At 58.8% G+C, this 26,901-nt stretch carries 20 protein-coding genes and 4 pseudogenes; 11 read left to right on the top strand and 13 right to left on the bottom strand.

The annotated features are described in order from the left end of the window. Positions 1-18 precede the first annotated feature (18 nt). The 4 genes from B0G69_RS18315 to B0G69_RS18295 all read right to left on the bottom strand — a co-directional run bounded on the left by B0G69_RS18315 (position 19) and on the right by B0G69_RS18295 (position 3,256). Positions 19-795: an IS110 family transposase gene (locus B0G69_RS18315; RefSeq protein ID WP_241991387.1), complete on the bottom strand. Its 777-nt coding sequence runs from the start codon at positions 793-795 to the stop codon at positions 19-21. 638 nt (positions 796-1,433) lie between these two features. Then, on the bottom strand, positions 1,434-1,817 hold the full coding sequence (locus B0G69_RS18305; RefSeq protein ID WP_121319832.1) for a nuclear transport factor 2 family protein: 384 nt from the start codon (positions 1,815-1,817) through the stop codon (positions 1,434-1,436). Positions 1,818-1,869: 52 nt separating this feature from the next. After that, entirely contained in the window at positions 1,870-2,610 is a 741-nt protein-coding gene (locus B0G69_RS18300) for an IclR family transcriptional regulator C-terminal domain-containing protein (protein WP_121319830.1), read from the bottom strand. A gap of 97 nt (positions 2,611-2,707) precedes the next feature. Further along, positions 2,708-3,256 (bottom strand): VOC family protein, encoded by a 549-nt coding sequence (locus tag B0G69_RS18295; RefSeq protein WP_121319828.1) that lies wholly within the window; start codon positions 3,254-3,256, stop codon positions 2,708-2,710. A gap of 117 nt (positions 3,257-3,373) precedes the next feature. On the opposite strand from B0G69_RS18295, the gene B0G69_RS18290 reads away from it, so the two are divergent. The 7 genes and pseudogenes from B0G69_RS18290 to istA form a co-directional block, all read left to right on the top strand. Then, positions 3,374-4,879 carry a bifunctional 3-(3-hydroxy-phenyl)propionate/3-hydroxycinnamic acid hydroxylase gene (locus B0G69_RS18290; RefSeq protein ID WP_121319826.1) on the top strand — a complete coding sequence of 502 codons (1,506 nt, stop codon included), beginning with the start codon at positions 3,374-3,376 and terminating at the stop codon, positions 4,877-4,879. 93 nt (positions 4,880-4,972) lie between these two features. Then, a complete protein-coding gene (locus B0G69_RS18285) occupies positions 4,973-5,818 on the top strand; it encodes a fumarylacetoacetate hydrolase family protein (RefSeq protein WP_121319824.1) in 846 nt (281 codons plus the stop codon). Between the two features lie 120 nt (positions 5,819-5,938). Continuing rightward, positions 5,939-7,339, top strand: coding sequence for an MFS transporter (locus B0G69_RS18280; RefSeq protein ID WP_147440740.1), 1,401 nt, complete (start codon positions 5,939-5,941; stop codon positions 7,337-7,339). Positions 7,340-7,425: 86 nt separating this feature from the next. Beyond that, positions 7,426-8,553 carry an NAD(P)H-quinone oxidoreductase gene (locus tag B0G69_RS18275; protein WP_147440739.1) on the top strand — a complete coding sequence of 376 codons (1,128 nt, stop codon included), beginning with the start codon at positions 7,426-7,428 and terminating at the stop codon, positions 8,551-8,553. A 126-nt stretch (positions 8,554-8,679) separates the two neighbouring features. Further along, a complete protein-coding gene (locus tag B0G69_RS18270; RefSeq protein ID WP_121319818.1) occupies positions 8,680-9,753 on the top strand; it encodes a porin in 1,074 nt (357 codons plus the stop codon). Positions 9,754-10,301: 548 nt separating this feature from the next. Further along, positions 10,302-10,613, top strand: coding sequence for a GNAT family N-acetyltransferase (locus B0G69_RS41870; protein WP_241991386.1), 312 nt, complete (start codon positions 10,302-10,304; stop codon positions 10,611-10,613). An 847-nt stretch (positions 10,614-11,460) separates the two neighbouring features. Further along, positions 11,461-12,330, top strand: a pseudogene (istA, locus tag B0G69_RS18260) (IS21 family transposase); the annotation flags it as partial. Between the two features lie 143 nt (positions 12,331-12,473). On the opposite strand, the gene B0G69_RS18255 reads toward istA, so the two are convergent. Genes B0G69_RS18255 through B0G69_RS42755 form a run of 3 tightly spaced genes read right to left on the bottom strand, consistent with a single transcriptional unit; the run spans position 12,474 to position 14,839 of the window. Then, the gene (locus B0G69_RS18255) at positions 12,474-14,048 is read right to left on the bottom strand and encodes an IS66 family transposase (protein ID WP_121319815.1); all 1,575 of its coding nucleotides are present in this window, start codon (positions 14,046-14,048) and stop codon (positions 12,474-12,476) included. A 30-nt stretch (positions 14,049-14,078) separates the two neighbouring features. Beyond that, positions 14,079-14,432: an IS66 family insertion sequence element accessory protein TnpB gene (gene tnpB / locus B0G69_RS18250; protein WP_014194213.1), complete on the bottom strand. Its 354-nt coding sequence runs from the start codon at positions 14,430-14,432 to the stop codon at positions 14,079-14,081. Beyond that, a complete protein-coding gene (locus B0G69_RS42755; RefSeq protein WP_121319813.1) occupies positions 14,420-14,839 on the bottom strand; it encodes a transposase in 420 nt (139 codons plus the stop codon). Before B0G69_RS42755 ends, tnpB begins: the two co-directional genes overlap by 13 nt. An 84-nt stretch (positions 14,840-14,923) precedes the next feature. Between B0G69_RS42755 and B0G69_RS18240 the strand changes: the two are divergent. Together B0G69_RS18240 and B0G69_RS18235 are read left to right on the top strand one after the other, a co-directional pair. Next, positions 14,924-15,133, top strand: a pseudogene (locus B0G69_RS18240) (IS21 family transposase); the annotation flags it as partial. Beyond that, positions 15,126-15,578: an ATP-binding protein gene (locus B0G69_RS18235; protein ID WP_121319811.1), complete on the top strand. Its 453-nt coding sequence runs from the start codon at positions 15,126-15,128 to the stop codon at positions 15,576-15,578. The pseudogene B0G69_RS18240 and the gene B0G69_RS18235, both read left to right, overlap by 8 nt. Positions 15,579-15,783: 205 nt before the next feature. On the opposite strand, the pseudogene B0G69_RS18230 reads toward B0G69_RS18235, so the two are convergent. The 3 genes and pseudogenes from B0G69_RS18230 to B0G69_RS18220 form a co-directional block, all read right to left on the bottom strand. Further along, positions 15,784-16,237, bottom strand: a pseudogene (locus tag B0G69_RS18230) (helix-turn-helix transcriptional regulator); the annotation flags it as partial. Positions 16,238-16,329: 92 nt separating this feature from the next. Beyond that, a complete protein-coding gene (locus B0G69_RS18225; protein ID WP_121319809.1) occupies positions 16,330-17,652 on the bottom strand; it encodes an AAA family ATPase in 1,323 nt (440 codons plus the stop codon). A gap of 58 nt (positions 17,653-17,710) precedes the next feature. Next, a complete protein-coding gene (locus B0G69_RS18220) occupies positions 17,711-20,716 on the bottom strand; it encodes a hypothetical protein (protein ID WP_147440738.1) in 3,006 nt (1,001 codons plus the stop codon). A gap of 386 nt (positions 20,717-21,102) precedes the next feature. On the opposite strand from B0G69_RS18220, the pseudogene B0G69_RS41860 reads away from it, so the two are divergent. Beyond that, positions 21,103-21,372: pseudogene (locus tag B0G69_RS41860) on the top strand (transposase); the annotation flags it as partial. Positions 21,373-21,824: 452 nt separating this feature from the next. Here the strand turns inward: B0G69_RS41860 and B0G69_RS18205 are convergent. Then, positions 21,825-22,307: an IS110 family transposase gene (locus tag B0G69_RS18205; protein WP_121319801.1), complete on the bottom strand. Its 483-nt coding sequence runs from the start codon at positions 22,305-22,307 to the stop codon at positions 21,825-21,827. 99 nt (positions 22,308-22,406) lie between these two features. Next, complete coding sequence (locus tag B0G69_RS40685) at positions 22,407-22,868, bottom strand: hypothetical protein (RefSeq protein ID WP_147440737.1); 462 nt, start codon at positions 22,866-22,868, stop codon at positions 22,407-22,409. Between the two features lie 1,158 nt (positions 22,869-24,026). On the opposite strand from B0G69_RS40685, the gene B0G69_RS18200 reads away from it, so the two are divergent. Beyond that, positions 24,027-24,497, top strand: coding sequence for a hypothetical protein (locus tag B0G69_RS18200; protein ID WP_241991385.1), 471 nt, complete (start codon positions 24,027-24,029; stop codon positions 24,495-24,497). Positions 24,498-25,948: 1,451 nt separating this feature from the next. On the opposite strand, the gene B0G69_RS18190 is transcribed toward B0G69_RS18200, so the two are convergent. Further along, on the bottom strand, positions 25,949-26,725 hold the full coding sequence (locus B0G69_RS18190) for an IS5 family transposase (RefSeq protein ID WP_121319797.1): 777 nt from the start codon (positions 26,723-26,725) through the stop codon (positions 25,949-25,951). Between the last annotated feature and the right edge of the window lie 176 nt (positions 26,726-26,901).

The raw sequence follows: 26,901 nt of genomic DNA, 5'->3' as shown, positions 1-26,901 counted from the left end.
GAACTCGCCAACGCTGCATCAGTGCGGCTGATAGGGCGCCGTGAGTTGCAAGCCTACCTTGACGACCACAACCAACGGATCATCGAGCAGTTCCGTCTGGACGGTAATGATACGGAGGAATCTACATCCCAAGCCTTCACGGGGGCGTGACCAGGCTACTTCGCAACTGTTTGAGCGGTCAATCTGCCTGTCAAACCAGGCAAACTGCTCATCCAGTACCTGCCATTGTTCCCAGCCGCGCAACAGGGCCAGCCGCGCCGGTCCTGTCAGCTCATTGCTGCCGTCCTCAACGCGCTCAATGAGGTGCTCGTGTAGCGGGCGGGTGCCTTGCGGCAGGAACACCCCGAACTCGGCCAGTAGCCCGCGCAACCGGTTCGCCAGCGCGGTACGCTCTTCGACAAATCCGGTACGCATGCGGTGCAGCACCAGCACGCTTTGTTGCGCAGGTGACTTGGCCGGCACGAAACGCATGTGCGGGCGGCTCGCCGCTTCGCAGATGGCTTCGGCATCGAGTGCATCGTTCTTTACACGGGCGCCGCCTTTGCGATAGGGCGCGACAAATTGCGGGGGAATCAGCCGCACCTCATGCCCGAGCGCGTGTAGCTTGCGTGCCCAATAATGCGCCGCACCGCATGCCTCCATGGCGATCAGACACGGTTCCAGATTGGCAAACCAGCTCACAAATCGCTCCCGCGGAATCGCTTTACGTACTACGACGCACTCGGCGCTGTCGACCGCATGAATCTGCATCACGTTCTTCGCCAGATCCACGCCAACACGAGTAATCCTGTCCATGACTTCCCCCTTCCCGGAAGGTTGTAGCACGAGCCATGATGGCACCAGACGGTGTCGATCCTGCAATCGGGGAGGTCCTTACCAATTCGTTGACGACTCCAACGTCAGCTCTATAGAAGGTTCACGCAACTCGTGCTCTCGGCCAAGAGCAGCCGGTCGGTGTCGACGTGCAGTTTTCCGATAAGCGGAGAGGGCCAGTCGTACGGGATCGAGTACTCTTAGGCCGAGATCGCCGGCGACACTGGTCGCATGACAACCTCGGCGAGCGCACAGTTGCTCGAGGCACAGATCGTGACGAGTTTCCAGAGCCCGGGCCCCGAGTTTGCGAAGTACATCGCTCATCTTAAGGCGAATCTCGCCTCATTCAAGCTTCCTCCGATCTGGCGGACCAAATCTTGCTGCCTGATTCATGCACGGGAGACCGATCATGATGAGGCATTTGGGCATATTGGCCTTAGCGGCTGGCGTCGCGGGATGCGTTGCCGCCCAGCCGTACGATTCCAGCTATCCTGGGTATGGATATGGCCCCGGCTATTACGCGCCTAGTACCAGCATCGGCGTGGGCGTTGGCGGCGGAAGCTTCGGCGGTGGTGTGGGTGTTGGTGTCGGCGTTGGTTTCTGACATCGCCCTGTAAATCCTATTCCGAACGCCTCGTCGAATGCTGGTGGACCAGTTTCCACGACTTCTCGTCGGGCGACCAGAGTTGAGTCGTCCAGCCGCTCACGTTGACGATGCTGCCATCGGCGCGACGCTCGATCTGCTGGTCGATCGCGCCGAAGACCAAGACGCCGTCGCTCATGATCTTGCAGGTGGGCGGTGCGGGACGCGAGATCCGCAGGGTTTTGACCCGAGTCCTTAGGAAATCGAGGTAGCCAGCCTTGTCGTGCACGTAGCCGGGGGAATGAATGAAGGCAAGCTCGTTGGAGAATATTTGCTCAAGCGTTGCCCAATCGTCCCCCAGAGTTGCCTCGCAACGGACCCGTTCGATTGCTTCGACGGCTTGCTGAAAGTGTTCTTGCATATAGTCTCTTCGTAGTGGTTGCCCCTTGGTCGCCCAAGGCCCGGCACCGACGTCACTGCGCGCTTATTGAGTGATCCGCGACCGCGGTTGCAATGCGCTGCGCAGCCCCGGTCAGCTGCTTAAGCAGCTTGCCATGATCCATGAATTCGAAACGTTGCAGCGATGTAACCAGAGCAAGCGCAGCACTCGCCTGCGGGTCACTGGAAAACAGCGGCACGCCGATCGACGCCATTTGTGCCTCCAGCTCACCCCGCGAGATGTAATAACCTGCCTTGCGTATGCGCTGCAGGCCGTGCCAGAAGTCCTCGAACGTATCGCCCATGCCTGTGGCACGAATTTCGGCTGCGTATTTTTCGAACAATCGTTTGAGCCGCGCCCGCGGTAGCGTCGCCAGAATCACTTTGGGGGCGGCCCCGAGAAATAGCGGCCGGGGGCGGCCCCTGCCGTACGCGAGATCGAGCTCCCCATTCGAACTCTCCCGGTGGGTATCAACAATTTTGTCGTCAAACATCCTGGTCATGACGCAATCGCAGCCAGTCTGTTCCGACAGTTCGCGCATCAGCGAATGCCCGATGGAAAAAAACGGGTCAACCGTACGCAACTGGTAATCCAGGGTCATGACCCTGGGTCCCAACGTGTAGCTGCCATTGCCGAGCCGGGCAAGCAATCCGGCGTCGGCCAGCTCACGCAGATAGCGATAAGCCGTCGGCGTCGAGCAGCCGATCACGGTGCAGATTGTCTCCAGTGACCACACCGGTTTCTCGATCGAGAAAAGATCGAGAATTGACAGCATTTTGGACGAGCTTGACATCGCAGCGTTTTGAACGAAAGTGGGGCGGGAGTAGCCGCTATTGTAGCGAAGGCCACTTGCTCCCACCCGCATACGTCTGTCAGGCAATCCCCATCTTCTTAGCCATGCGTGCCTGCCACGCCTCTCGTGGCTCAAATCCGGGCAGCGAACGAGCATGGTTCTCGACTTCCTTCATCAGCACGTCTTCGGGGAGCGACATATCCACCGGCACCTTCGTCGGCTGGCTGACGTACCACGGCGTGTCCACGAACAACTCGAGTCGATTGCCTTCGGGGTCGCGTGCATACACCGACACAGCGTTGCCGTGAGTGGTGGGCTGGATGTCGGTTGCACCGCCTTCGGCGAGACGCCCAAATAATTCCCTCAGCGTGGCGAGACTGTCGGCCCGCAGCGAAATCTGGTTGATCACGTTGAACGACACGTGTTCGGGGCGGCCGGTGGCAAGCACGATCTGGTGATGCTCCTTCGGGTCACGGCTCAGGAATACCAGCTCGACTGGACCGTTCGGCCCGACAAGTTCGCCGGCGTCAGTGATCGTGAAGTCCAGTAGGTCTGTGTAGAACTGCGTCATCGTGGGTAAGTCCCTGACGTACATCCCGACATGGCTGAAGCTCAGTCCCTTATTCATTGTCGTCTCCTTAGAAAAATCGTATTGTGATAATTTGCCAAAAATATAGTTGACGTGCAAGTTACTTGTACATATATTTATCACAATCAGATAGTCATAAAACTGGAGACGATAGACATGTATGACGTCGCAGTCATCGGGCTGGGCCCCGTGGGCGCAACATTGGCCAACTTGCTGGCGAGGTACGGATTGACAGTGGCGGTATTGGAGCGAGAGTCGGCCCCGTACGCACTGCCTCGCGCGGTTCATTTCGATGCGGAATGCATGCGTGTATTTGACGCGATTGGCGTTGCGCACGAAGTCGCCGCGTCTTGCCACATTTCGCCGGGCATGAAGTTTGTCAACGCCAGCGGTCAACTGCTGGTGGATTGGCCGCGGCCACAGGAAGTTGGCGCGCAGGGCTGGCATTCGAGCTATCGCTTCCATCAGCCGGACCTCGAACGCATCCTGCGCGCGCGACTGGCGGAGCAGCGAAGCGTGTCGGTGCAACTGCGCAGTGAGGTGTACGCAATCGAAGAGTCGGCCAGCCATATCCAGGTCAAATACGAGGACCTCACCTGCGGCAAGCTCAAGACCATCGAGGCGGCCTATGTGGTGGGGGCCGACGGCGCCCGCTCGCTGGTGCGCCGACTGATGGACAGCGAAATGACCGATCTGGGGCTCCATGAACGCTGGCTGGTCTTTGACGCGGTGCTGAAACGTCCCTGGTCCGTGCTGGGCGATCACAGCGTCCAGTTTTGTGATCCCGCCCGGCCCGCTACTTACGTGCGCGGCATTGGCGATCGCCGTCGCTTCGAAATCATGCTGCACCCCGGCGAAGACGCTGCCGAAATGGCACGGCCGGAAACGGTCTGGTCGCTGATCGAGCGCTGGATGACCCCCGACGATGCCGAGCTCGAACGTGCGGCGGTGTACACGTTCCATGCGCTGGTCGCGCAACGCTGGCGCCGCGGCAGGCTGATTCTGGTGGGCGATTCCGCGCACCAGACGCCGCCCTTCCTCGGTCAGGGGCTGTGTGCCGGCATTCGCGATTCCGCGAACCTCGCGTGGAAGCTCACGGCAGTGTGCCGCCACGGGGCTGCCGGCACACTGCTCGATACATACCAGGATGAGCGCGCGCCGCATGCGACCGAGTACATCAAGCTGGCCGTGGAACTCGGTCGCATCATTCAGGCGCGGCATCCGGAAGAGGTCGCCGAACGTGACCGGGCGCTGGCTGTCGCGCCGCGGATGCTGCGCAGTCTGAGTCCGCGCCTGGGCGAGAGCGATCTGCGTGGGGCGCAGGCGGCCAGCGGCATCGTGGCGCCTCAGCCGATGCTTGCGGGCGGACAGCGCCTCGACGTGATCGCCGGTCAGACGTTCGCCATCCTCGCCAGGCCGGGCCTGCTGGATACCGCGTCTGCCAAAGCGCTGCGCGAGCGGATGTCATATCCGCTCTCCGTGATCGATGACGGAAACGCCGAAGCGATGGACTGCCTGAAGGAGTTCGACGCAGCGGCAATCGTGATTCGGCCGGACCGCTACGTGTTTGGTACGGCCTCGGACCTGCAGCAGTTGCTGGCGCTCGTCGATGGTCTCGGTCGGACTCTCGACGCACGAAAAGAGCCGGCCTCGGTGTCCTGATGGGTCAATGGTTAACCGTAGGCGCGGCGACTGTGTTGAGTCGCGCCACGGGCGCCACTTAAGCAGTATTAGTCGAAACCTGGAGATTTACTCATGAAGTTCATCAGCTTTTCCCGAAACAACGCGGACAGTTTTGGCACAGTCACCGAGCAGGGCGTGACCGATATCGGCGCGCGCCTGAACCTGACGGACCTGGGCGCGGCACTGCGTCAGGTCGGCATCGATGCGCTCAAAAATCTGGGCGCCAAGTCAGACACAGACTTCGCGCTGTCGGACATCAATGCCTATCGCCCGGTCGTCGCTGATCCGACCAAGATCCTGTGTGCTGGACTCAACTACGACGAGCATGTGCAGGAAACCAAGCGGGAACGCACTGAGCGTCCGACCATCTTCATGCGGGTTGCTGAATCGCAACTCGGCCATGAGCAAGCGATCCTCCTGCCGCCGGAATCCGATCGCCTCGACTATGAAGGCGAGATCGCCGTTGTGCTCGGCAAGGGCGGCCGCCGCATCTCCGAAGACAAGGCGTACGAGCATATCGCCGGCTTCGCGTGCTACAACGACGGCAGCATTCGTGACTGGCAGATGCATACGTCGCAATGGGGTCCGGGCAAGAACTTCGAGGCGACCGGTGCATTCGGACCGATGCTCGTCACGTCCGATGAGATCGGCGAGACCGAAGCGCTGACGCTCGAGACGCGCCTCAATGGCCAGGTCATGCAGCATGCGACAACGGACATGCTGATCTTCTCGATCCCGACGCTGATCGCTTACTGCTCCAGCTTCATCACGCTCAAACCGGGCGACGTGATCGTGACCGGCACGCCGGGTGGTGTCGGCGCCAAGCGCAACCCGCCGGTCTTCATGAAGAACGGCGACATCGTCGAGGTGGAAGTGAGCAAACTCGGCGTACTCCGGAACCCCATCCGCGCTGAATGAGGCTTGGCCGGTGTGCAATCTTCGGCTCGGTCGAAGTACGGCGCACCGGCGGTGTCGAGCGAGCAGGAAGTAGTGATTGCAAGGCAGGAAAATTACATTACAAGAGATGATTGCACGTACGTGCAAATCACCAAACGCGTCAAAAAAACATCAGGAGACAACTTTATGGATATCCGTGAAGCGATAAAGAGCCGGCCGATGCAATGGCAACAGATCGTCGTGTTTGTCATCTGTATTCTGCTCACGATGATCGACGGTTACGAGATCATCGTGCTGCCATTCGTCATGCCGCATCTGGCGAAGGCGTGGAAGCTGAGCCACGTTGAAGTCGGCTATCTACTTAGCGCGAGCGTGTTGGGAATGGCGATTGGCGCGGCAATCATCTCCCCGCTGGCAGACCGGATCGGGCGACGGGCTCATATCCTGCTGTGCCTCGTGCTGGTTACCGTCGGTATGCTGTTGTCCGCCCGAAGCGAGAATTTCCGGGAACTCGTCGCTATGCGGGCGTTTGCCGGTCTGTTCATCGGCGGCCTGATCGCCAGTATCAATGTTCTTGTTTCGGAGTACAGCTCCGACAAGCGTCGTGGCGTCGTGATGGGCCTATATGGCATCGGCCTGCCGCTGGGCTCCGCGCTCGCCGGAAGCGTCGTGGAGCCGCTCGTCGCGAGCTACGGATGGCGTGGGCCGCTCGCATTCGGCGCGCTGCTGACCCTGGCGATGACTGCTGTTGTAATCCCGATGTTGCCAGAGTCGGCCGAATACCTGATTGAGCGTCGCCCAAAGCGCGCGCTCGAGAAGTACAACAAGATTGCTGCCCGACTCGGCTACCCCCAATCCACGGTCCTTCCTGAGGCTTGCCGCAAAAACGACGGACCGGCTCTCGCGGTCGCGGTGAATATGATTTTCGGGGGGGTCATGCTGCGCCGCACCGCGTGCCTTTGGCTAGGCTACGCGGGACTCATCTCCGCTTTTTATTTCGCTAATGCCTGGACCGCGAAGCTGGTCGCGGACGCGAGCGGAAGCCCAGCGTACGGCGTGCGTGTTGGGATGCTCATCATGATCGGCGGTGTGATCGGGTCACTGCTGTTCGCTGCCCTGTCGCTCAGGATCCGTCCAGTGATTGTGACCGCACTGGTTCTGACCGGCGGCGCCGTCGTGTATACCTTGTATGCCACGTATTTCAGGGATGTCGCACTGGCCATTCCGCTTTCCATGCTGGTCGGCGCCAGCGCGAGCGGCGGCGTCTGTGCTTTCTATGCGATCAGTCCGCCTATCTATCCTGCGATCGTGCGAGGTACGGCAGTTGGTCTGATGATCGGATTCGGACGTGCCATCTCCGTCGTCGTCCCAATCTGGACCGGCTACATGCTGTCCGTCGGATGGACACCGTCGACGTTGTATCGCGTGTTCGGCGGAGTGCTGGGGGCTGCCGCCGTGTTCGTGCTGCTTCTGGATCAGGCGCGCGCTGCGCAGGTACCCGATGCCGGCATGCACGGAGCTGCCGATAAGTACGGGGGATGAGTTCGATGTCGACATGAAGACGGACGTGACCTGTATCAGCGAGGCCTTCTGCTAGGCCAGAGGAAATCCGCTTTGCAAGCGCGTAATTGGATTCCCTGATTCATCCCTCCATTCGGGCGGCTGGTTACCCGAATATTCCAGAGCGCCATTCGTGGCTAGGTACGTTTATTTACCACTTCGTATTCCTAATTAAAATGCAAGATAATCAGTTCGAAGCCATTCCGAAGCACCAGGTCGGCATCCGCATTACCGCTGCCGGCGGCCCCGAAGTTCTGGTTCCAGTCGAATTGCCGGTCCCGGAGTGTGGCCCGACGGACGTTCTGATCCGTGTCGTATCGGCCGGCGTGAATCGCCACGATGTCAATCAGCGTCGCCGGGGTCCCGACAACGTTCATAGCCCTATCCCGGGACTCGAAGTCTCCGGTGTCATAGTGCGCATCGGTCAGAACGTCACACACGTCAGGACCGGCGATGAGGTATGCGCTCTCGTCAATGGCGGCGGCTATGCGGAGTATGCAATTGCCGACGCCGGACAGGTACTGCCCATTCCGCCGGCGATCTCGTTGCGCGATGCCGCTTCGCTGCCGGAAGCTCTGTTCACAACCGTACACAACTTCTTCAACGTGGCGAAGCTCGCTCCCGGCGAGTCCGTCCTGATCCACGGCGGTACGAGCGGCGTTGGTAGTCTGGCGACCCAGGTCCTGACGGCACGAGGCCACGCAGTTTATGCGACATGCGGGACCGACGAAAAGTGCGCGCTTGCGGAGGCGCTCGGCGCGGTGAAGGCGTTCAATTACCGGACAGTCGTCTTCGCGGAAGCCGTGCAGGCAGTTACTGGGGGCAAAGGTGTGGACGTCATCCTCGACCTGGCGGGTGCAGCTTACGGTCGCCAGAACGTCGAGGCGCTCGCCCGCCGGGGCCGCGTGGTGCATCTGTCGCCAGGTGGAAATGCCGAACTGTCCTTCCCGCTGCGTGAACTGATGCGCAAGGAGGCAGTGGTGACGGGTTCCTTGCTGAGGCCGCTGCCGGACGACGACAAAGCCGGCATCGCACGCTGGCTGTACGTGCAGGTATGGCCTCTGATCGGCACCACGATCAAACCGATGATCATGCAACGTTTTCCGCTGAAGCAGGCGAGCGCCGCGCACGAGGCCCTGGAACGGGGCGACGTCGCGGGCAAGATCCTGCTCGACGTCATGGAATCGTCAAATTAAAGAGCGTGTGCGAGACGGACGAGAAGTTTCGGGCGTCTCTACACATGCGCGCGGATTTGCCAGCATTAAAGGTTTGATCGGGCAATTCCGCTTTATCCAGTTTTTATCAAACGCTGGAGGAGACCTATGAAAAAGTATGGATTGGCGGGCTTGACCCTGGTGGCGGCCACAGCATACGCTCAAAGCAGCGTGACGTTGTACGGCATAGTTGATACGGGCGTGGCTTATTACAACCACGCAGCAGGCGGCGGTTCGTCTGTCGGTGTGCCATCGATCACCGGCGAAGTACCGTCCCGGTTCGGCTTGCGTGGAAGCGAAGATCTCGGGGGCGGGCTTAAGGCGGTGTTCACCCTCGAGAGCGGTTTTGCCCCCGGCACCGGCGCACTCGGATACGGGGGACGGTTGATGGGCCGTACAGCAGACGTCGGGCTGAGCTCGTCATACGGTACTGTGCTGCTCGGCCGCCAGTTCAATATGACCTACTACGCGCTGGCTTACGCCGACATCATCGGGCCATCGCTGCACTCGTTCGCTAACTTCGATCCATATCTGGCCAATGCGAGAAGCGACAACTCGATCTCCTACACCGGGAAATTTGTTGGACTGACGGTTGGCGCGACCTACAGCTTCGGCCGTGACGCAGCCGGGCCCGCCGGTCCGCCGGCGACCAATTGCGGCGGCCAGGTGCCGGGTGACTATCTGGCCTGCAAGCAGTTCACCGGCATGCTCGCATACGAGGGCACCAATTATGGCTTCGCGGGATCCTACGACCAGATGCGTGGTGGAAAGGGAGCGTCCGCGCCGCTCACGAGCAGCGCCTTCACCGATACGCATACGGTGGTCGACGCTTACTACCGGTTCGCGCAAGCCAGGCTGGGGGTGGGCTGGGTTCATCGTATCGTCGACGCTGCGGCCGCATCGATGCGTTCCGATCTGTATTTCGGGGGGATCAACTATCTGCCAGCGCCTCAGTGGTCGCTTGATGCCCAGGTATCGCACTACATTGCGCATGGGATCTCGAACGGAACGCTGGTCGCGGCGCGGGCGAACTATCTGCTTTCGAAGCGCACATTCGTGTACGCGCTGGCGGGCTACATGGTGAACAGCCAGACGGGCGCGGTTTCCGTGGCGGCCGGCGGCACGGTCGCACCGGGCGTGAACCAGACCGGGGTGATGCTGGGTATCCAGCACCGGTTCTAATTCCCGTCCTCCCGCCGACCAACCGTTTCCGGTATGCCGGCCGGGACACGAACGCGTGCCGCGTCGTCTCCCGGCCTGGCCTGAAACGAGCTGCATCACGCTCTCGGTCGACGAAGAAAACGAGCCCGGCCTGCGCTCATAGTCCAAAGCCGGTTGGTCGGACCTTGGGCTGCGCGACACAGGACGGATCGGATGGGTTCGTTATATGAAACGTGACCTCTAGGTGGTGACGCCGCGCGAGCCAAGATAGCCGCGGGGCGAGATCCGGGTCCGGCTAGAAGCGATCAACCAGTGAGTCAACATGAACTGGCGATATTTTTTATCCGAATACTCTTACAGCATGCCACGCCATCATCCTGATTTCCCCCTATGTCCCCTTCTGTTGATGAACTTCTCGCGCTTGATGTACTTACATTACGTGAGCACACTGAGCGAGCTGGCGACGCCTTCGACGTATACGAGCACCGGGCGAAACTGTGCGAGTCCTTAGAAATTAGTGAAGTGAGGTGTGCTCCGTGCGACGGGACGGCAAACCCGCGGCTTATGCAATGCTTCGACCGGAAGCAGAAGCGTGCTGGTTCGTTGGCGCTTTTGGTACGCATCCCTTGCATCGAACGTACACGGTGATAAATGAATTGTTCGGGGAAATCGCGACTCTGGCGACCGAACGAGGGATCGGCGAGCTACGAAGCCATGTCTATAGGACCAACCGTTTGTCTATCGCTTTCCATCGCAAGCTTGGATTTCTGGTGACACGAGAGAACGACAAGGGCTTCGAATTCTTCATCACGCTCGATGAACTAGCCATGAGGCCAGCGGTGCGGCGTGCCATTGCCCGGGCGACATCCCACTCGGAGTAACGCGCGAAGCCAGCTGGTTGCTCCATCGTAACGAGTGTCGGGCATCTCCCGAGTACCCGACCAATTGCCTCTAAGCTCCGGTCACAAAAAGCGCACATTACCACCTTCATGAGGGTCCACTTCCGGCAAACGTGACTGGCCGTTCCGGGTCGACAAGACTCATTCGCCAATAACGAATGCTGACATTCGCCGGTGCCGGGTCGCGAATGTCGGCTAAGCGATCTCGAGCTGCCGCACGTTCTTCGGCGGCCACCGTCCGCAATGGCCGATAAAGGAGTGCTCGTCGCTAACAAGCGGATGGCCGGTTACGGAGGCGGAGCCGACGCCTGAGTGTCCGACCGACGACGCACATGAACGACGGGTTGTCGCCGATTGCACCAGTTCGATGAACGTGTCGCCGTGAGGACGTTGGAGTTCTCAATGAGAGCTTTCCGGCGGTTTGTGCCAATGCGTACTGTCGGCCATGAAGGGACCTTCGTCCGTGCCGCCGCTCGGACCTTCAGAAGGCCGGTCAAATCAGCAAACGGTCATTCGGCACGCGGGCGAATGTTGCGCCATCCGCAATGCCGAAGTTCGTCGAATGCGACCGTTATTTTCGTGCATGACTTTCATTGGGAACTTACTCGATCAGCTTCTGCCTGTTTACGCCGACCGAAAATTCAGCCACATGTAGGGATCGCGCCGACTGAAAACTGAGCCGGGCAATCAACCTATCCTGCTAGTTTTTCTGGCAGGCTGTTTGGGGATGATCGCGATGACGATGATTGGCAAGGTGCGGCGGATGTTCCACCGCCAGAACAAGTCGGTACGCGAGAAAGCTGTATCAACTTGAGATTGCGTTTGACAGTCGCACATGAAGCTGTGTGCGTCGCGGGCGTTCTGGCTGGTTGCCTATCCGAGCCAGGGGCACGAGATGCTGTTCGATGCCCATACGCGCTCGTTCGCCGCTTTCGGCGGAGTGGCCCGCCGGGGCATCTACGACAATATGAAAACGGCCGTAGACAAGGTTCACAAAGGCAAGGGTCGCACGGTCAATCCGCGTTTCGCTGTAATGTGCTCGCATTACCTGTTCGATCCGGACTTCTGCAACGTCGCCAGTGGCTGGGAGAAAGGCGTCGTCGAGAAGAACGTGCAGGACAGCCGTCTACGCATCTGGATTGAGGCGCGGGCGCAACGCTTCGGCAGTTTCGCTGATCTGAATGCATGGCTGGCGACGCGGTGCCGGTCGTTGTGGGATCAGGTGAAGCACCCGGACTATCGTGACCTGAGCGTCGCCGGCGTGTTCGAGCAGGAGCGCGCCCATCTGATGCCGATGCCGACGCCGTTCGACGGTTATGTTGAGCGTGCGGCACGAGTCTCGTCGACCTGCCTGGTGGTGATTGGCCGCAATCGCTACTCCGTGCCATGCGAATTCGCAGGCCAGATGCTTAGCACGCGGCTCTATCCTGGTCGTGTTGTGGTGGTGGGCAACGACGCCGTGGTGGCCGAACACGATCGACTGGCCGATGAAGGTCTGGTGCGATACGACTGGCAGCATTACATCCCGCTGATCCAGCGCAAGCCTAGCGCGCTGCGCAACGGTGCGCCGTTCCAGGATATGCCGGAGCCGCTGCAACGCCTGCGTCGGGCGTTACTACGCGAGCCAGGTGGTGACCGGGTAATGGCGAAGGTGCTGGCACTGGTCCCGGAAAGCGGTCTGGATGCCATAGTGGTTGCAGGTAAGCGACTCGGCTGGGCCAGTTTCTCATTCGCGCGCGCGTGAGGCATGATGGTGCTGTCGTGGTGGAATTCGTACAGATCACGGGGGATCGTGTCCATGATCGGCGATCGTGGACAGGATCCACGCAAATCTATCCAGATCTACCCGGTTAAGGGTGTAGGCGCAGTGGCCGGCTTCAGTTTGTCGGCCACGTTCCAGGGCAGCAATTCGTCGATGCGTGAGATCTTGTGATCAGCGATATGGGTCAGGACGTATTCCAGATAGGCGCGCGGGTTGATCCCGTTGAGCTTTGCCGACCCGATCAAGCTATACATCGCGGCGGCTCGCTCGCCCCCGCTGTCGGAGCCGACGAACAGATAGTTTTTGCGTCCGAGCGCGACACAGCGCAGCGCGTTTTCGGCAAGCACGTTGCTGATCTCGACTCGACCGTCCTCGCAGTAGAACACGAGCGCCGCCCAGTGGTTCAGCGAGTAGTTGATTGCTTTTGCGAGCGCGGACTTCGTCGATAGCGTCGCCAGTTTCACCCTGATTGTCGCTTCGAGCTTCGCGAGCAACGGCTTGCTCTTTTCCTGCCTCAAGCGCAGACGCTCGTCAGGCGCCTTGCCGCGGATGTTGGCTTCGATGCTGTAGAGTTCGCCGATCATATCGAGCAGTTGCTGGGTATCTCGAGTCGGTGTGCGCGCATGAACATCGTAGATGTACCTCCTCGCGTGATCCCAGCATGCCGCTTCGTGGATCTCGCCGCTCGCATACAATTGATCGAAACCGGCGTAAGCATCGGCCTGCAGGATCCCGCGGAATGCGGCGAGCCGGGTCTGAGGATGGACGCCTTTGCGATTCGACGAGAAGTCGAACCATACCGCAGCCGGCTCAGTCGAGCCCGAGCGGTGATCGTCACGCACGTAGACCCAGAAGCGACCGGTCACCGTCTTTCCGTTGCCTGGCGCGAGCACCGCAACCGGTGTGTCGTCGACGTGTACCTTGCCGGGGACCAGCACGTAGCGCTGGATTGCTTCAACGAGCGGCCCGCAGAGCTCGGCGATCTGCCCGATCCAGCGGCCCATGCTGGCGCGATCCAGCGTCACGCCGTCGCGTGCCGCAATCTCCGATTGGCGGTACAGCGGTTGGTGATCGGCGAACTTCGATACCGCAATGTCGGCCAGCAGGCTCGGATGCGCGATACTGTGCTCGATGGGCAGGCTGGGCATCGCGGGCTGTTCGATGTGGCCGCAGTCAGGACAGCACAGCTTGTGACGGATCGTGCGGATCACTTTGAACGCGGCTGCTACGCGCGCGAGCTGCTCGGAAACATCCTCCCCGAGTCGCTGCATCGTTGTCGCACACTTGGGGCAAGCCGGATTCGGTGTAAGTTCGATTTCATCGCGTGGCAAGTGCTGCGGCAGCGGCTCTCGCGTGGGCGCTCGACCGGGCGGCGCCGTCGACGTCTTGTCTCGATGCCCTCGCATCTCGGCAGCGCCCTGACCGGCCGTCAGGTCTTCCAGCTGCGCCTCGAGCTTATCGATCTGCCGGGCCAGTTTCTCGGACTTGCTTCCGAAGTACATCCGCCTAAGCTTGTCGATCTGCGCCTTCAGGCGTTCGATTTCGTCGTCCCGTGCGGCGATCTCCCGCACCATGTTCTCGATCGACGCCTGCTGCTCGAGCACCAGAGCTTGGAGCTCCGCGACGGTGGTGGGAAGCGGCGCAGATTGGGACATGCGTCGCAGTTTACGAGCCTTCGATGTGGTTTACAACATCGACAGAGCAGCGGTGCGTTGCGGGTGTCGCCAGTCGATGCCTTCGAGAAGCATCGATAGCTGTGCGCTCGTCAAATGGATCTTTCCACCGTCGGCCTGGGGCCAGATAAACCGGCCTCGCTCCAATCGTTTTGCGAGCAGCCAGAGCCCATCGTCGGTCGCCCAAAGCAGCTTCACGAGATCGCCGCGGCGGCCGCGGAAGATGAATACGTTGCCACCCAGCGGATTCTCTTCGAGCGCTGTCTGCACTTTCGCGGCCAGCCCCTGGAAGCCACAGCGCATATCTGTCACGCCGGCCACGAGCCAAACGCGCGTACCTGCCGGCAGCGCGATCACTTCAGGCATTCCCGCAGGAACGCTTCAGCGCGCTCGGCAGACAGGCCGCGAATCCTCACACGCCGTTTGCCGATCTCCACCTCGATTTCGCACACGGGCGCCGGCATCGGTACGCCGCTCGGCGCTTGCGACGCCACTGCCGACTCAGGCGGCCGCAGTACCAATGCCGAGTCGATCACGTCGACGCTCAATAGCTTCGTGCTGGGCACGCTCGGCGCAGCTTCGAGTGCAGGTATGACCAGCTTGCCTTCACGGTATTGCTTGCGCCATGCGAACACCACATTGGCGTTGATGTCGTGCCGTCGCGCAACAATCGACACCGACATGCCGGGTTCCAACGTCTCCCTGATCACCTGCTGCTTGAATTCTTGCGCATACGTGCGATGGGGATGCGTACGGCCCGCTGCGTTCGACATGGCTGACTGTCTCCGTCAAGTTGAACGCGCCCATCATGCGTCGAAATATTGAGCACTGGGAAACGGTCGTGCCGAGTCGCTTACGTTGCAGTCGAACTCGCATTGGAGCAGGCGCCGCCCTCCGGGCGCGTGAGCGTCGAGCACGTGGTGAACGTGCTGTCGCGCATGCGCAGCGTGCAGATGCTGCCGAAGATCGAAACTGCGTTACAACTGACGACACCGCCGCTGGCCGACACATCGCGCTACGACGGGCTGCGCCCGGCGCTGCAACAGCCGGAGGCCGGTCATGCGTGATCTGATCGTCGAACTCAAACACTTGCGGCTGCACGGCATGGCTGCCGGCTGGGCCGAACTGCTTGAACAGGTGAATGTCGAGGCGGCGTCTTCGCAATGGCTGCTCGAACGGCTGTTGCAGGCGGAGGTCGCGGATCGGGCCGTGCGTTCGGTCAGCCACCAGATGAACGCGGCGAAGTTCCCGGTGCATCGCGACATCGCAGGCTTCGACTTCGATGGCTCGCCGGTGGACCGCCAGCTGGTCACGCAACTGGCCGGCATGACGTTCACGGAGGGCGCGCACAGCCTGGTTCTGGTCGGCGGCCCGGGCTCCGGCAAGACGCATCTGGCGACCGCCATCGGCGTGTCCGGCATCATGCACCACGGCAAGCGGGTGCGCTTCTACTCGACCGTGGATCTGGCCAACGCACTGGAGCAGGAGCGAAAGCTACCGTTTCCGCCATAGCAGCGCCAGTGCAAAGAAGCGTATCCGCTCGCGTGAAGCAGCGCGCAGAGCCGACGGTGCGAGCGAGAACGAATCGGCCTGATCGTCGCTTGCCGCGCAGTGGAAGCCTGTCCCGCCCGCTATCGCGGTTGCCTTCATCGTCTTGTCCCTGGGAAACGACAAGTTCGAATTCGAGCGATTCCTTCACAACCGTCAGCAAAACGCCCACGTTCAGTTTGCGGAACAGATGTTCGAGGTGCTTGTTGACCGTGCGCGGCGCCATCCCCAGAATGTCCCCGATATGGGGGTTCGTCTTGCCGCGCGGTACCCACAGCAGCACTCCGGCTTCGCGCGCCGTCAGGTTAAAGCGCGCCGCGAGCGCATTGCCATGCACAGTGTCGTCGATCTCCTTGAGCGTGACGACCCATTCCCCGGGATCGGGTGCGGGCGTCGCGCTCGCTGAGCGTCGCACTGGGCCACGGTGAAGCTAAATGCGACGTCGGCCGGACTGCCCCGCGCGAGCCAGTCCGTAAACGAGTCGCGCAACCGTGGCGGTCATTGAGGACGCGCGCCGGGCTGCGCCGCGTCATCCGCGTGACCGGCCGAGTAGCCGAGATCTGGCGCGCAGCTTGCGGACTCTGCCAGCGGATCGTGCCCTTCGCGCCGATGATCAACGCTGAGTGAGGAGGCGGGGCGTTCGATTGCTCGAGAGTTCTCATTCTTTTTCGATCGCAGCAGTAACTCTTCACTCTGTTCATTCGGAAAACCGGCCTTAGGCAATGCGTCGCTGTCGCCTTCCTCGCCCTTGCAGAAGCGCCTCGATGGTTCTCTGGACGGAATCGGTGGGCCGCGTGTCGAGGTTGCGCCAGCGCACGTAAAACAGAAAGGAGGGTTCAATCACATACAGACGGTCTTCGAGTTCGCTCCATTCCAGTAACTGGATACCGTACGACTCCTGGAGTGATTGTAATTCCTTTAGTGCCCGATCGATTTTCGACGCCATTCGATTCGAGCTTACGTCCGAGCGGGAAACACGTTCGTAAATGTCTTGCCGGGTAAGCTCGAAGCGGGCCGGATTTTTGGTGAAGGCGGCCAGAATCAAGCCGTATGTTGCGTCTCTCGTAAAGTCTCCCATTGGGCCATTTGAGAGCCGGCTGTACGCCGGCTCGAGGATGCCATAACACCGTTTGGCAACCCCATGAAGCGCAGACCATCCGTCTTGTGCGGTGAACGAGACGTTGGCTTCCGCGTCAACAGATTCAAGGTCTCTCTCGATGAAAAGCTGGGCGCAGGTTTGCTGCATGATGATCGGCAAGCCAGCGCATTCATCTGCAATCCGTAGAAAAATGACTGAATCGAACTCCAGGTTCAATGCAGCGAAACCTTTTTCGGCGATTTTCTTCAGATCGACGTCGGACCACCGCGCCAGATCTATATGTTGGACCCTCCCAACAATTTCCTGATTGGCTCTAATAAGGTCGGCGCCATGATGGGTTGTCGCAATCACAATAACGGAAATCTGGGCTTCACAAACCTCTTTTAGCTCCTGAAAAACGACCTTCTGCGTTTCATTCGTCAGGTAGTGGAAGTTATCAATGACAAGTGTAAGATTCGTGTACTTCAAAAGTGGAACGAGGTGAGACGATGATGGCTTTGCCAATATCTTTTCGCGGACTTCCCCCTCAGAGTGACCATGAGTGATTCCCAGCTTGCCTTCACCGATCAACGTGGCCAGCCATGTCCATGAAAAGCCGCCCTTCACGGCAACACCCATTTCGGTCTGGGTGTTCTTATTACTATTTTGTGTCGTGACTCTTGAGGACTGGATATTCTCTAGAGGTTTTTTCCAGAATTCTTCGGCGCTCAAACCAGAATTGCAACTGATCTGCAACGGGATGCGGCCCATTTCAGCAAGTACGGTGGTGTATAAAGTCGATTTGCCTGTCTTCGACGGCCCCGTGAGCAAGCACATCATCCCTGCGGAGCGCAGGCCGGTCTTCAACTCCTTCTCGAAGCGCCCTTCTTCCTGTCTCACATAAGTCTGCTTCGGCACTCCCGTACCGGTAAAAATAAGAGCTGTTTCGAAACCGTTCATCGCAGATTCCTTTCAGCAAGATCTCGCGCACTCGACATGATTGATGCGGTAGTATGAGCTATCTCCGATAGACCCGAGTGCGCAATGAATTCAATCTGGTTCGTTGCTTCTCCACCAGATTGCTCCAGAACTTCGCGTTTTGTTCATCCGCTTCAGCTGATTCGAAACGGAAGGGAGCTACTATACAATCGAGCAGGTCGAGATTCCGGTCTGCAGAATCAAGGTACTTCTCGCAAAGTTTGAGACCGAAATCATCCCGCGTCACAGCACCTTCCGTCGCCATTGTCGAATGCTGCGCGAAAAGCCATGATGAAAACGCGCGGTACGCCTTTACGCGCTCGAAGAGAAACCTCCGCGTCGACGCCAACGGGAAACCAAGCGTTGATAACCTCGCTTCGGCAAGCGTAAGATAGTGGAAAGCTTCCGAAAAGCAGCACCTGATGAACGGTGTAAGATCAGCGTCGTCGCGAACCCGCAGCGCCGCAAGGTCGACGCGCTTGATTGCGATAGAGGCAGCCAGCACATTCATATACGCGCGTTCATGCTCGTATCTGTAAAATCGTCTCGCATAGACATCTGCAACATGTTCTGCGTAAGACAGTAACGAGCGGGCCATGTCATCCCAGCGGCGCCGGATGTCGACATTTTCTTCGATTTTGCCGGCTTCGTAACAAAGGCCGGCGAGCTTGAGCGATACTCGGACCATATATCGTGAAGGCCTTGCCGACACTTGACCTGCGTACGGTTGAACATCTCTCCAGCGTAGCCGCAGAGCTTCCGCGACCATGTACACGAACAGTGCGCGCAAGAACTCGATACGCACATTCTGCGCTTCGATTTCCTCATCGCGTTTTTCAATCGAATCCGCGCTCATCGCAAGAATTTTCGCGTATCGGAGCAATAAATCTACATAGAGTCCATAGTCACCTTCAATTTTCGCCAGTATCTCATCGGCCCGTGTACTGGCAAGTAACATGAACCGGGAGAAGTCGATGGGCTTGATACCGAAATCGACATTCTTCAAAACGTCGTCGATGGGAAATGGACGCCCGGTCTTTCGAGTCTCCAGCTGATTTCGAATGATAGACTTGGCTTCTTCAATGTTTCGCGTATGTTCCGCGAGGTCGGCCAGAAACTTTTCCAGATCGGAATTTTCGTTATCTGCCATCGCGTTGATCGCTGTAACGACGCTTTCCGCCAGCGATCCAAGGCCACTTTCCAGTGCTGCCCGTCCCATCGACACAAAATGATCGACGCAGATCTGTAGCCTGTTTGCATCGTTGAGACCTTCGAGATTCATGTGAGGCGCGAGTTGCTTGACCTCGAATCTGTCAAAGAAAACCCGCCACTGTTCGGTCGAACTGGACAGGGTAGCTTCCGGTGCCGGACTGGCCGAACGGGCTGCGTATTGCGTGGCTAGATACTCGCGCACCTGGTCGGGACTGTTTATGGCGGCGAGAAGGCAGACGCGAAGCCGATGGCGGGAATAACCTCTGGCCAACAGCCATTCTTCGTTCCACTCAAGGCACCTGCGCATCAGATAGGTCGAAATGTACAGGAAGCGTCGCTCGGCATTACGCGGCAGGTGCTTGTTGAGTTCTGGCGTGGTCGACACATGAACTCGATCCCGGAAGTCGATGCTTTGCATTCCATGCCAGATCGCTTGTACCAGCCTTCGATGACCGCCGATGGTATTAAGCAGGGCTGTATCTGAATTCCGCAGCCTGTCGGTCCACTGATCCAGAGCTTCTTCGGCCAGAATTTCATGGATGAGATGCCAGAGCTTGCGGTCCTCTCCTAACAATTCAGCGACGATCAGTTCTCGGATCTCTGGATAGCGGATATCGATTGATCGCTCACGTCCGGTCGCCTGCTTTTTTCCCAGTAGATGCTGATCCGAACGCAGGGGCGATTTACCGTGTGACGAGTCCCATAGGGATGCCGACGTCTGGTCCGTGGGCAGTATCTCGTCGTCGCCGATCACAAAGAGCATTGGATACGCAACAGCAAGCTCCGGCAACCGATCGCCCTCACCGTCGGCGTTTGAAGTGTGACCAGTCCTTTTTTGCAGACTGGCGAGTGTGCGCCTCAATGTGGAAATGCGCAGGCCGCCAGGACATAAAGCAACTAGATGACAGATCGGAATGATTGAAGGATCGCTTCGGTTGAGTTCTTTCCAGAGTAGCCGAAACAGCTCGTAACGCGCAGCCGCAGATGGCTTCGCGATCGCTTGCGTGACAATCGAGTCGAGAGGTTCGGTCGACAATATCTTGGGTGCGACCGTTCCCAAGGTATCGAGAAGCGCGATCTCAGTCTCGGCGCAATGCTCCCCGTTCACTACAGCAGATACCGCTCGATGGTTTTTCAGTCCCCGATCAACCAAGATCTTTTTGGCGTCCTTGGGCGAGGGCATGGGTAGTGAACTTCGATACCGAACCAGTCGATCGTACTGATTCCAAGGCGTTCCGCTCAAGAGCAAGATCGATGATGTCTGTCTCGCGGGAACAGTAGAGACCTCCACATCGGGGAATTCTTCCGAGGCCGGAACCAGTAGGTTCTGGATGAGTTCATGAAGTGGATTGTCATTTATCAAATCGAGTACGTCTTCGAAGGCACCCCGATCTGCTTCGATTCCGTCAATGATGAACACCAAGCGATGCTTGGCCATGTCACGACGAATTTGCGCGAGTCCTTCGTAGATTGCGCTGCGGGATTCGATCGGCGTGGCCTTGGAGACCTTTTCGTGCTTCAGCCACGCGAGGATCAATGCAACATAGTAGCCAAGCGATCGATGACAGTCGTCCGGCTCGAACCGGTTGGCGGCAAAATAGAACGCCGAAAGGCCTTGAAGTTCTGGCTCTTTCGTAAAAGCCTTTTTTAGCCGGGTTGCCAGCGCTGTCAAACCGCTCAGTGAGTTTGACGCTTCCACAATCAATAGCGGACGTGTCGAATGGGGACATGCGATGCAATTGATCAAGCCAGAGACAAAACCGTCGCGTGCTTCATTCCGGTAGAATTTTCGCCCTCGAAGCAGCGCAAAATTAGATTGCGGTGGCTTGGTCATGTATTCGTTCCAATGTGCCGATTGAGTATAGGCGCTCCAATCAGGATCAGGAAACGTAAATTGAACGAGTCAACCGGTGATAATTTGCGTGTCTGTCGGGTGGTTTACGGCTTGAAAATTGGTTCCTCGTTCAGGTGCAGACGTTTTCGACACGATGGCGGACAGAAGCTAGTTTCGCCGTTTTAATGCGACATCTTCTATATCGACTGCACCGATCTCGAGCGTACTATTTTGAATGAATTTTAATGTCTTTCAACGCATGTCATCGAAAGAAAGGTGGCTTCCGCCACAGCGCGTTCCCGCAAATGACGATGGAGGTTTGAGCGTGCCCCCGAAAAACGAATCCCTTGCTGAGCGTTTAAACTCAAGCAAGGAGAGTTAAGAAGATGAGCAAGTCGAAATGGGCACGCTACATGCTCGAATTCAAACTGGAAGCGGTTCGGCTGGTCAAAGCCGGTCTGAGCGTTGCGGCGGTGGCCACGAGGCTGGACGTGCCAACGCAGTCAATTTCCAATCGGGTCAAGGCTGAGCAGGAAGGCAAGCCTGGGGGAGCGGGCAGGCCGGTAAGCCCGGTGCAGATAGAGTTGTCGAGACTTCGTGCGGGAGTGGCGCGGGTGAAGATTGAGCGCGACATCAAAAAAAAAATGTACGGTCTGCCCCAGATTTGCAAGTCGCTGGTTTGCAGTTTCGACAGAACAACGTTTGCGTCAACGTATCCGGCCTGTTGTTGCAGTCAGAGACTGCTGGCCGTGATGGAATCCGCGCACACCAGGCCCAATAAAGCTTTCAGTCATTACGGACTGCTTTTTTAGCCGGGCTTTCGGCATGTCGGTCAATGGTTCTGCGTCATCAGCCATTCAGGGCTCGCAAAACAGGGGGGTAGCGCTGGGGGTTGCCCAAGAGACTACGGATGTTTCGACAAATGATCGATAGGGTCGCTGGCTGGTCAACACCTTCCAGCAGATACGGACGATCTTGTTGGCCAGCGCGATTAGGGCAACGTGTGGATGACTACGTCGCTCGACCTCTCGAAGCCATAAGCCCATGCGGGATTGGTCGCGCTTCATGTGGATCATCAAGGCGCGCGCGCCCTGGATCACCATCATTCTCAAATAAGCGTTGCCGCGCTGATGCCACCAAGATTTGACTTGCCGCCAGTTGAGTATTGCTTTGGCACAAGACCTAGCCACGCCGACATATCCCGGGCCCGTTTGAATGCGGTGCCGTTGCCGACAGCAGCAATGTGCGCTGTCGAAACAACCGGTCCGACGCCAGGTACCGTGCTGACACGTCGGCAGAGTTCCGATTCACGCGCGATATGGGTAATTTCGGCTGACGCCGTGTCGATCTCTTCGTCCAAGGCCAGCCATCGCTGACGCAACCGCGCAATGAGCTGGCCCAGTCGTGGCGACAAGCCGTTCTCGGTATCGGCCAATATTGCTGGCAGACGCCGCGCGAAGAGTGCACGCCCAACCGGTACGACGATGCCATGCTCGAGAAGCAGCGCTCTCATCTGATTGACGACGGCTGTTCGCTCGACAATGAATCGCTGGCGTGCTCGATGCAATGCTTGCAGCTCGATTTGATCCATTTGTTTTTAGTGGGACGCAGCGCATGCTTCCGCGGCTAGCCGCTTCCGCAATCGCCTGCGCATCATTGAAATCGTTTTTGTTCGACTTGACGTACGGCTTCACGAACTGAGCCGGAATGATGCGCAATTCATGGCCGGCCTCCTGGAACCGTCGCCCCCAGGATTGAGACCGAGGGCATCCGCTTGAGCCATGCGATGATCGACATCGGCAAGCAATATAACCGGTTCGAATAAGTAAGGATTGATCTTGTTTGCGTCTCCGCGAGAGGCGAAGGCGCGTATCCTAGCTAAGATTGTTTTATCCTGAGAGGTGCTTTCGGTCTCAGGCGACGGAATAACAGCTTCTAACTGACGGGCCACTTCGAGACACACGTTTGTGCCGCATCGACCCAGTCCAATTAAGGCGGCACCAGGCAAAGCTCGGTTATCTACATCGCTCTTATTAATCGAGGCTGCAAATAAAATCAGGCTTCTTTTAGTTAGATCTATCGACTTTGGGACTGCAATCTTCATAAGTTCTTTGAATACGAGATCGGCTACGTAAATCCGAGTGATTGCCATGTTCGCACCTATCGAAATATCTGCATCCTTTAGCCAAAAATTCGTTAGGCACATTTAACCGGTAGCCGCGCACTCTTTTATTTGTTATCTGCAAATTTTACTTGCCTGTGAAGACGATATTTTTTGCGGAATCCGCTCGAGTCCCGCCGTTATTAAGGTTCGCAAATGAGCTTGTCATGCGCGAGCGCTGGCATGCCACGCCGGATCCGCTTACTAGAGGCCTACGGCAGCACGCTCCCTTTTCAAAGATCGCATTGACGACCGCGCCGCTTTTCACCGACCGGTGTGCGTCAGCGATATATTACAGGCGGCACTCGGCGCCGCGACAGTTCCATGGACCTAGTCTGCAGCGCGGTGGCCCCGCGGTGTCCAAGGTCCGTTATTTGCAGCTTTGTCGCCTTTTCTCGCGAGTGGCCGAACGTCGCTTCCGGGGCGCGAGTGCTCGTCCGACTGCAGCGAGAGCTGATATCCGCGGACGCGGCGGTGCGAACGGCAAAAGAGCAACCCTAAGCTGCCTTACCAACTGCGACAGGTGAATGTCAGGTAAGGCCGACGACGAGACTGACATGATCCGCGCGCGAAGGTCCGTTGTCTGGGCGGAGCCGACATCCGAACGTCCGCGTGAAAGCGTGGGCCATCGCCCGTCGTCGGCCGAACCTTGTCGATCGTCCATCAATCGAACGGCACTTGCCATGAGCGGAATTAGGCCGACCCGCTGCCACCGTTCGGACCAACGCCGACGCCCCGTCCGCTTAAAGAAGTAAAGCAGCGCCAAATTTTCGCGGCCCCTCCCATGATGCTGGGCGCACGATTACAGGGTTCGGTCCGATCTGTCAAGATGGGGTCGCCCGATCGAACCGTTTGTGGCGAAAATGCACACCGCATTTTTTGCGCTGAATCCTCCCGCAAACGATTGCTTATACTCTGTGCACCTCTTTCTCCGAGGCGCTTCGTATGCGGCAGGAATGGCTTGAATATCTCCAGCGACTTAGCTGGAACGCTCCGATGACTTTGGCGCTAGCGTCAGCGGCGGTTGGCTCTGTCGTAACGCTAGCGTGGATTTCGGCGCGGGATGCCCGGGAGCGCAGGCGTCAGCGACGCGACACTGCACTGGAGTTGGCGTTATCGCTGGAAAGCTACGCTCGAACCTGTCGGACAATGATGCATAAGGCCGCTTGGGCGGCAGCGGAGCCGGGCGGCCCTATCAGCCGCGAAGCCAGCAAGGGCGTGTCCATCCCTGCTTTTGCTTATCCGGACAAGCTGCAGTGGCACGTCCTGAGCCGCCGAGTTATATCCGAGCTGCGTGAGTACCCGGCTTCAGTGCACGCTGCCCGAGAGTACGTGGAGGCATTTCGGGAGTTCGGCGAGCCGATAGACCTTTGCGGTCAGGTCGAATATGAATGTGCGAAGGCCGCGATGTCAGCACTAGCGCTGGCTAGAACCACGCGCCGCCGGCACGGTGCCGCGACGTGGAAACCGGGTGCCAAAGATTCAGCCATGGAGCGCGAGCTGTCCGACTTCATCTCGACCGCTGAAGAAAAGCGCAAGGCGTCGCTCGAGCGTCGAGCGGAATCCACGCTTGGTCGGCGAGCTGACGCACAGCCGTTCAAACAACCGCTGAGCGCCTGAAACTTAGACGAGACAAAGGGATCAATCTATCAGACGCCTCGCGCCCTCAACACCCTGTGGTACTCACGAGGGGTTATCGGCTGCTCCAGGGTGTCCGTGTCTTTCGGCATGACGACAAGTCGTTGCCCGTTGCCGACATTCAGGTAACGGCATCAGTGAGGTCGCTACAGGTTGCTTTCCTGACATTTGCCCCTTGGCAGCCGTGCGAATGTCAGGTCTCACTGCGCGTGGATGCGTGCTCTCGACCTACTGCGGACGTAGAACCCGGCGCCGCCTGTCTGACCGTTTTCGGCGTGCGATGGCTTTTGTTTCGTCACGTCCGACGACAAGTGATCGGCCATACCACTCACTCAGCTACCTGTGGAACCTCGCGGTCGTAAATGGTCGCCATCCCGCCGCTGAGCGTCAGCGTGTCACACTGCAGCCACTAGCACCAGTGTTTATACTTATTTCGTCTCCTCCATAAAATCGTCCCCGCGAAATATGGATTACGCCCGCCTCCCCAAGCTGGCTTTTTTATGGCGAAGGCAAACATGCGAACAACCGAACAACGACCGCGCCATTGGTGGAGAATACAGATGACTTGGCAGTGGCCGCCTGAGAACGTTGCCGCCCGCCAGCCGGACGCTGCGTCGTCGGAGGTGGCGGACGCGGTCATGTTGGCACCCGCCCGCCGGCCGCGCAACGGTTCTTTACAATTGATAAAGCGGCTATCAAGCAGAATGCGCCCGCACCCGAGGAGTCTCCATGGAATATCGCGTCAGCTACGAGCACAGTCTGGCCAGTGCCCCGGACGCGTTCATCGTCCACGGCCGGGCTAGGTGATCACCGGCGTGCCGGCCACCGTGCCGCTCGCGCTGCTGCCCGAGTTCATCGCCGACCTGATCCGCCAGCGCTCGTCGCGGATCGGCCGGATCCGCAACCTGCGGGTGCTGTAGGCGTCCGCGCGATGTGCGGGGTCGAATGTCGCTGATCGACCCCTGAGAGACATTCGAAATTTGGCTTGCAGCCGTCCTTTCCCGCGCGTGAAGCGGCCGTTCAGGCAATCGGTCCCACGGGCTGTATTTTCTGCGGAGTTCGTTGGCTCCCCCATGTCAGCACATCAGATCACGATCGGCCACCGGCTTGACGTCCTGCAAGGGTGCCTGAATGGCTTCCGACATTTCGCCAGTGCGGACGCGCTCCCATCCCGGCGCGACCGCATGAAGGTTGTCGACTGACTCGCCGCGCTCGTCCCCCGTTTATGCCGCACTTTTGCGGCCTGACGCGGCGGGGACCGGTCGCCCTCAGGGTTCGAGTTGCCAACGCAGTACCGGATGAGTCGCTCCCGCGGGCATCGCCCATACACCGTCCGGACCAAAGTCATATGACACGAACGAACTGGGTTGGGTCATCTGCTCGCTGGTCAGACCGTTCTCAGCCGGAAGACCCCAATTGCCGCCTAGACGGTGTTAGGAAATTCGAAGTACTGGGATTGCATGGACAAGCATAAGCATGGCGAAGACGACAAAATGCAGACCTGCGAGTGTTTCGGGCAAGCGTTCGTAGTCACGTGCGAGGCGTCGAAAGCGGTTGAGCCATCCGAAGCTGCGCTCGACTACCCATCGACGTGGCAACAGCACGAAACCCTTTTTCGCTTCATCGAGCTTGACCACCTGGAGATCAATTCCCTGAGCTCGCGCGGCCTGCGCAGGAGCTTCGCCCGTGTAACCCTGATCGGCAAAGGCCACTTTCACGGTTTCTCCCGTTGCCTGCTGCACCTGGCGCGCCAGCTCTGCCACCTGTGCCCGCTCCTGCTCGTTGGCCGGTGTCACGTGTACGGCGAGCAACTGACCCAGCGTGTCGACCGCCATATGCGCCTTGCTGCCACGCTTGCGCTTGTAGCCGTCATAGCCTCCGCGTGGACCGCTCTCACATGTCGATTGCATCGTACGGCCATCAAGGATCACCGCGCTGGGCTGCCCCTGCCGCCCCTGCGCGACACGGATGATCGAACGAAGATCACTCACCATGCACTCGAAACAGCCGGCCGCCAGCCATCGTTGCGTCTGCTGGTACACGAGTTCCCACGGCGGAAAGTTGGTCGGCAGCATTCGCCACGCAGCCCCAGCGCGAGCCATCCAGCGCAAAGCATTGAACATCTCGCGCAACTCGTATTTACACTGTGGTGCACTCTCATCCATCAACGTCAGATACGCTGCTACGAAGCTCCATTCTTCGTCTGACACGTCTGTCGGGGTAGGCTTTACGTTTCTCTCTTGTCATCCCTCCAGGGTACCAGGTTTTGACCGGAAGTTCCTAATACCGTCTAGTCGATCTTCCGCGATGAGGTGAGACGCCAGTACTGCAGCAACCTGCTAGCCTGCAAGTGCATTCCGAAAAAACGGCCGCCATTGCATGCAGC

Origin of the sequence: Paraburkholderia sp. RAU2J (genome assembly GCF_003634845.1) — a bacterium.
GTDB classification, from domain to species: Bacteria; Pseudomonadota; Gammaproteobacteria; order Burkholderiales; family Burkholderiaceae; genus Paraburkholderia; species Paraburkholderia fynbosensis.
This window is presented reverse-complemented; position numbering and strand designations above follow the sequence as displayed.

Excerpts from the sequence above, each read along its gene's own strand:
- B0G69_RS18315 (WP_241991387.1), bottom strand. The coding sequence starts at position 795 with ATGGACAGGATTACTCGTGTTGGCGTGGATCTGGCGAAGAACGTGATG.
- B0G69_RS18305 (WP_121319832.1), bottom strand. The coding sequence starts at position 1,817 with ATGCAAGAACACTTTCAGCAAGCCGTCGAAGCAATCGAACGGGTCCGT.
- B0G69_RS18300 (WP_121319830.1), bottom strand. The coding sequence starts at position 2,610 with ATGCTGTCAATTCTCGATCTTTTCTCGATCGAGAAACCGGTGTGGTCA.
- B0G69_RS18295 (WP_121319828.1), bottom strand. The coding sequence starts at position 3,256 with ATGAATAAGGGACTGAGCTTCAGCCATGTCGGGATGTACGTCAGGGAC.
- B0G69_RS18290 (WP_121319826.1), top strand. The coding sequence starts at position 3,374 with ATGTATGACGTCGCAGTCATCGGGCTGGGCCCCGTGGGCGCAACATTG.
- B0G69_RS18285 (WP_121319824.1), top strand. The coding sequence starts at position 4,973 with ATGAAGTTCATCAGCTTTTCCCGAAACAACGCGGACAGTTTTGGCACA.
- B0G69_RS18270 (WP_121319818.1), top strand. The coding sequence starts at position 8,680 with ATGAAAAAGTATGGATTGGCGGGCTTGACCCTGGTGGCGGCCACAGCA.
- B0G69_RS41870 (WP_241991386.1), top strand. The coding sequence starts at position 10,302 with ATGCTTCGACCGGAAGCAGAAGCGTGCTGGTTCGTTGGCGCTTTTGGT.
- B0G69_RS18255 (WP_121319815.1), bottom strand. The coding sequence starts at position 14,048 with ATGTCCCAATCTGCGCCGCTTCCCACCACCGTCGCGGAGCTCCAAGCT.
- tnpB (WP_014194213.1), bottom strand. The coding sequence starts at position 14,432 with ATGCCTGAAGTGATCGCGCTGCCGGCAGGTACGCGCGTTTGGCTCGTG.
- B0G69_RS42755 (WP_121319813.1), bottom strand. The coding sequence starts at position 14,839 with ATGTCGAACGCAGCGGGCCGTACGCATCCCCATCGCACGTATGCGCAA.
- B0G69_RS18235 (WP_121319811.1), top strand. The coding sequence starts at position 15,126 with ATGCGTGATCTGATCGTCGAACTCAAACACTTGCGGCTGCACGGCATG.
- B0G69_RS18225 (WP_121319809.1), bottom strand. The coding sequence starts at position 17,652 with ATGAACGGTTTCGAAACAGCTCTTATTTTTACCGGTACGGGAGTGCCG.
- B0G69_RS18220 (WP_147440738.1), bottom strand. The coding sequence starts at position 20,716 with ATGACCAAGCCACCGCAATCTAATTTTGCGCTGCTTCGAGGGCGAAAA.
- B0G69_RS18205 (WP_121319801.1), bottom strand. The coding sequence starts at position 22,307 with ATGGATCAAATCGAGCTGCAAGCATTGCATCGAGCACGCCAGCGATTC.
- B0G69_RS40685 (WP_147440737.1), bottom strand. The coding sequence starts at position 22,868 with ATGGCAATCACTCGGATTTACGTAGCCGATCTCGTATTCAAAGAACTT.
- B0G69_RS18200 (WP_241991385.1), top strand. The coding sequence starts at position 24,027 with ATGATGCATAAGGCCGCTTGGGCGGCAGCGGAGCCGGGCGGCCCTATC.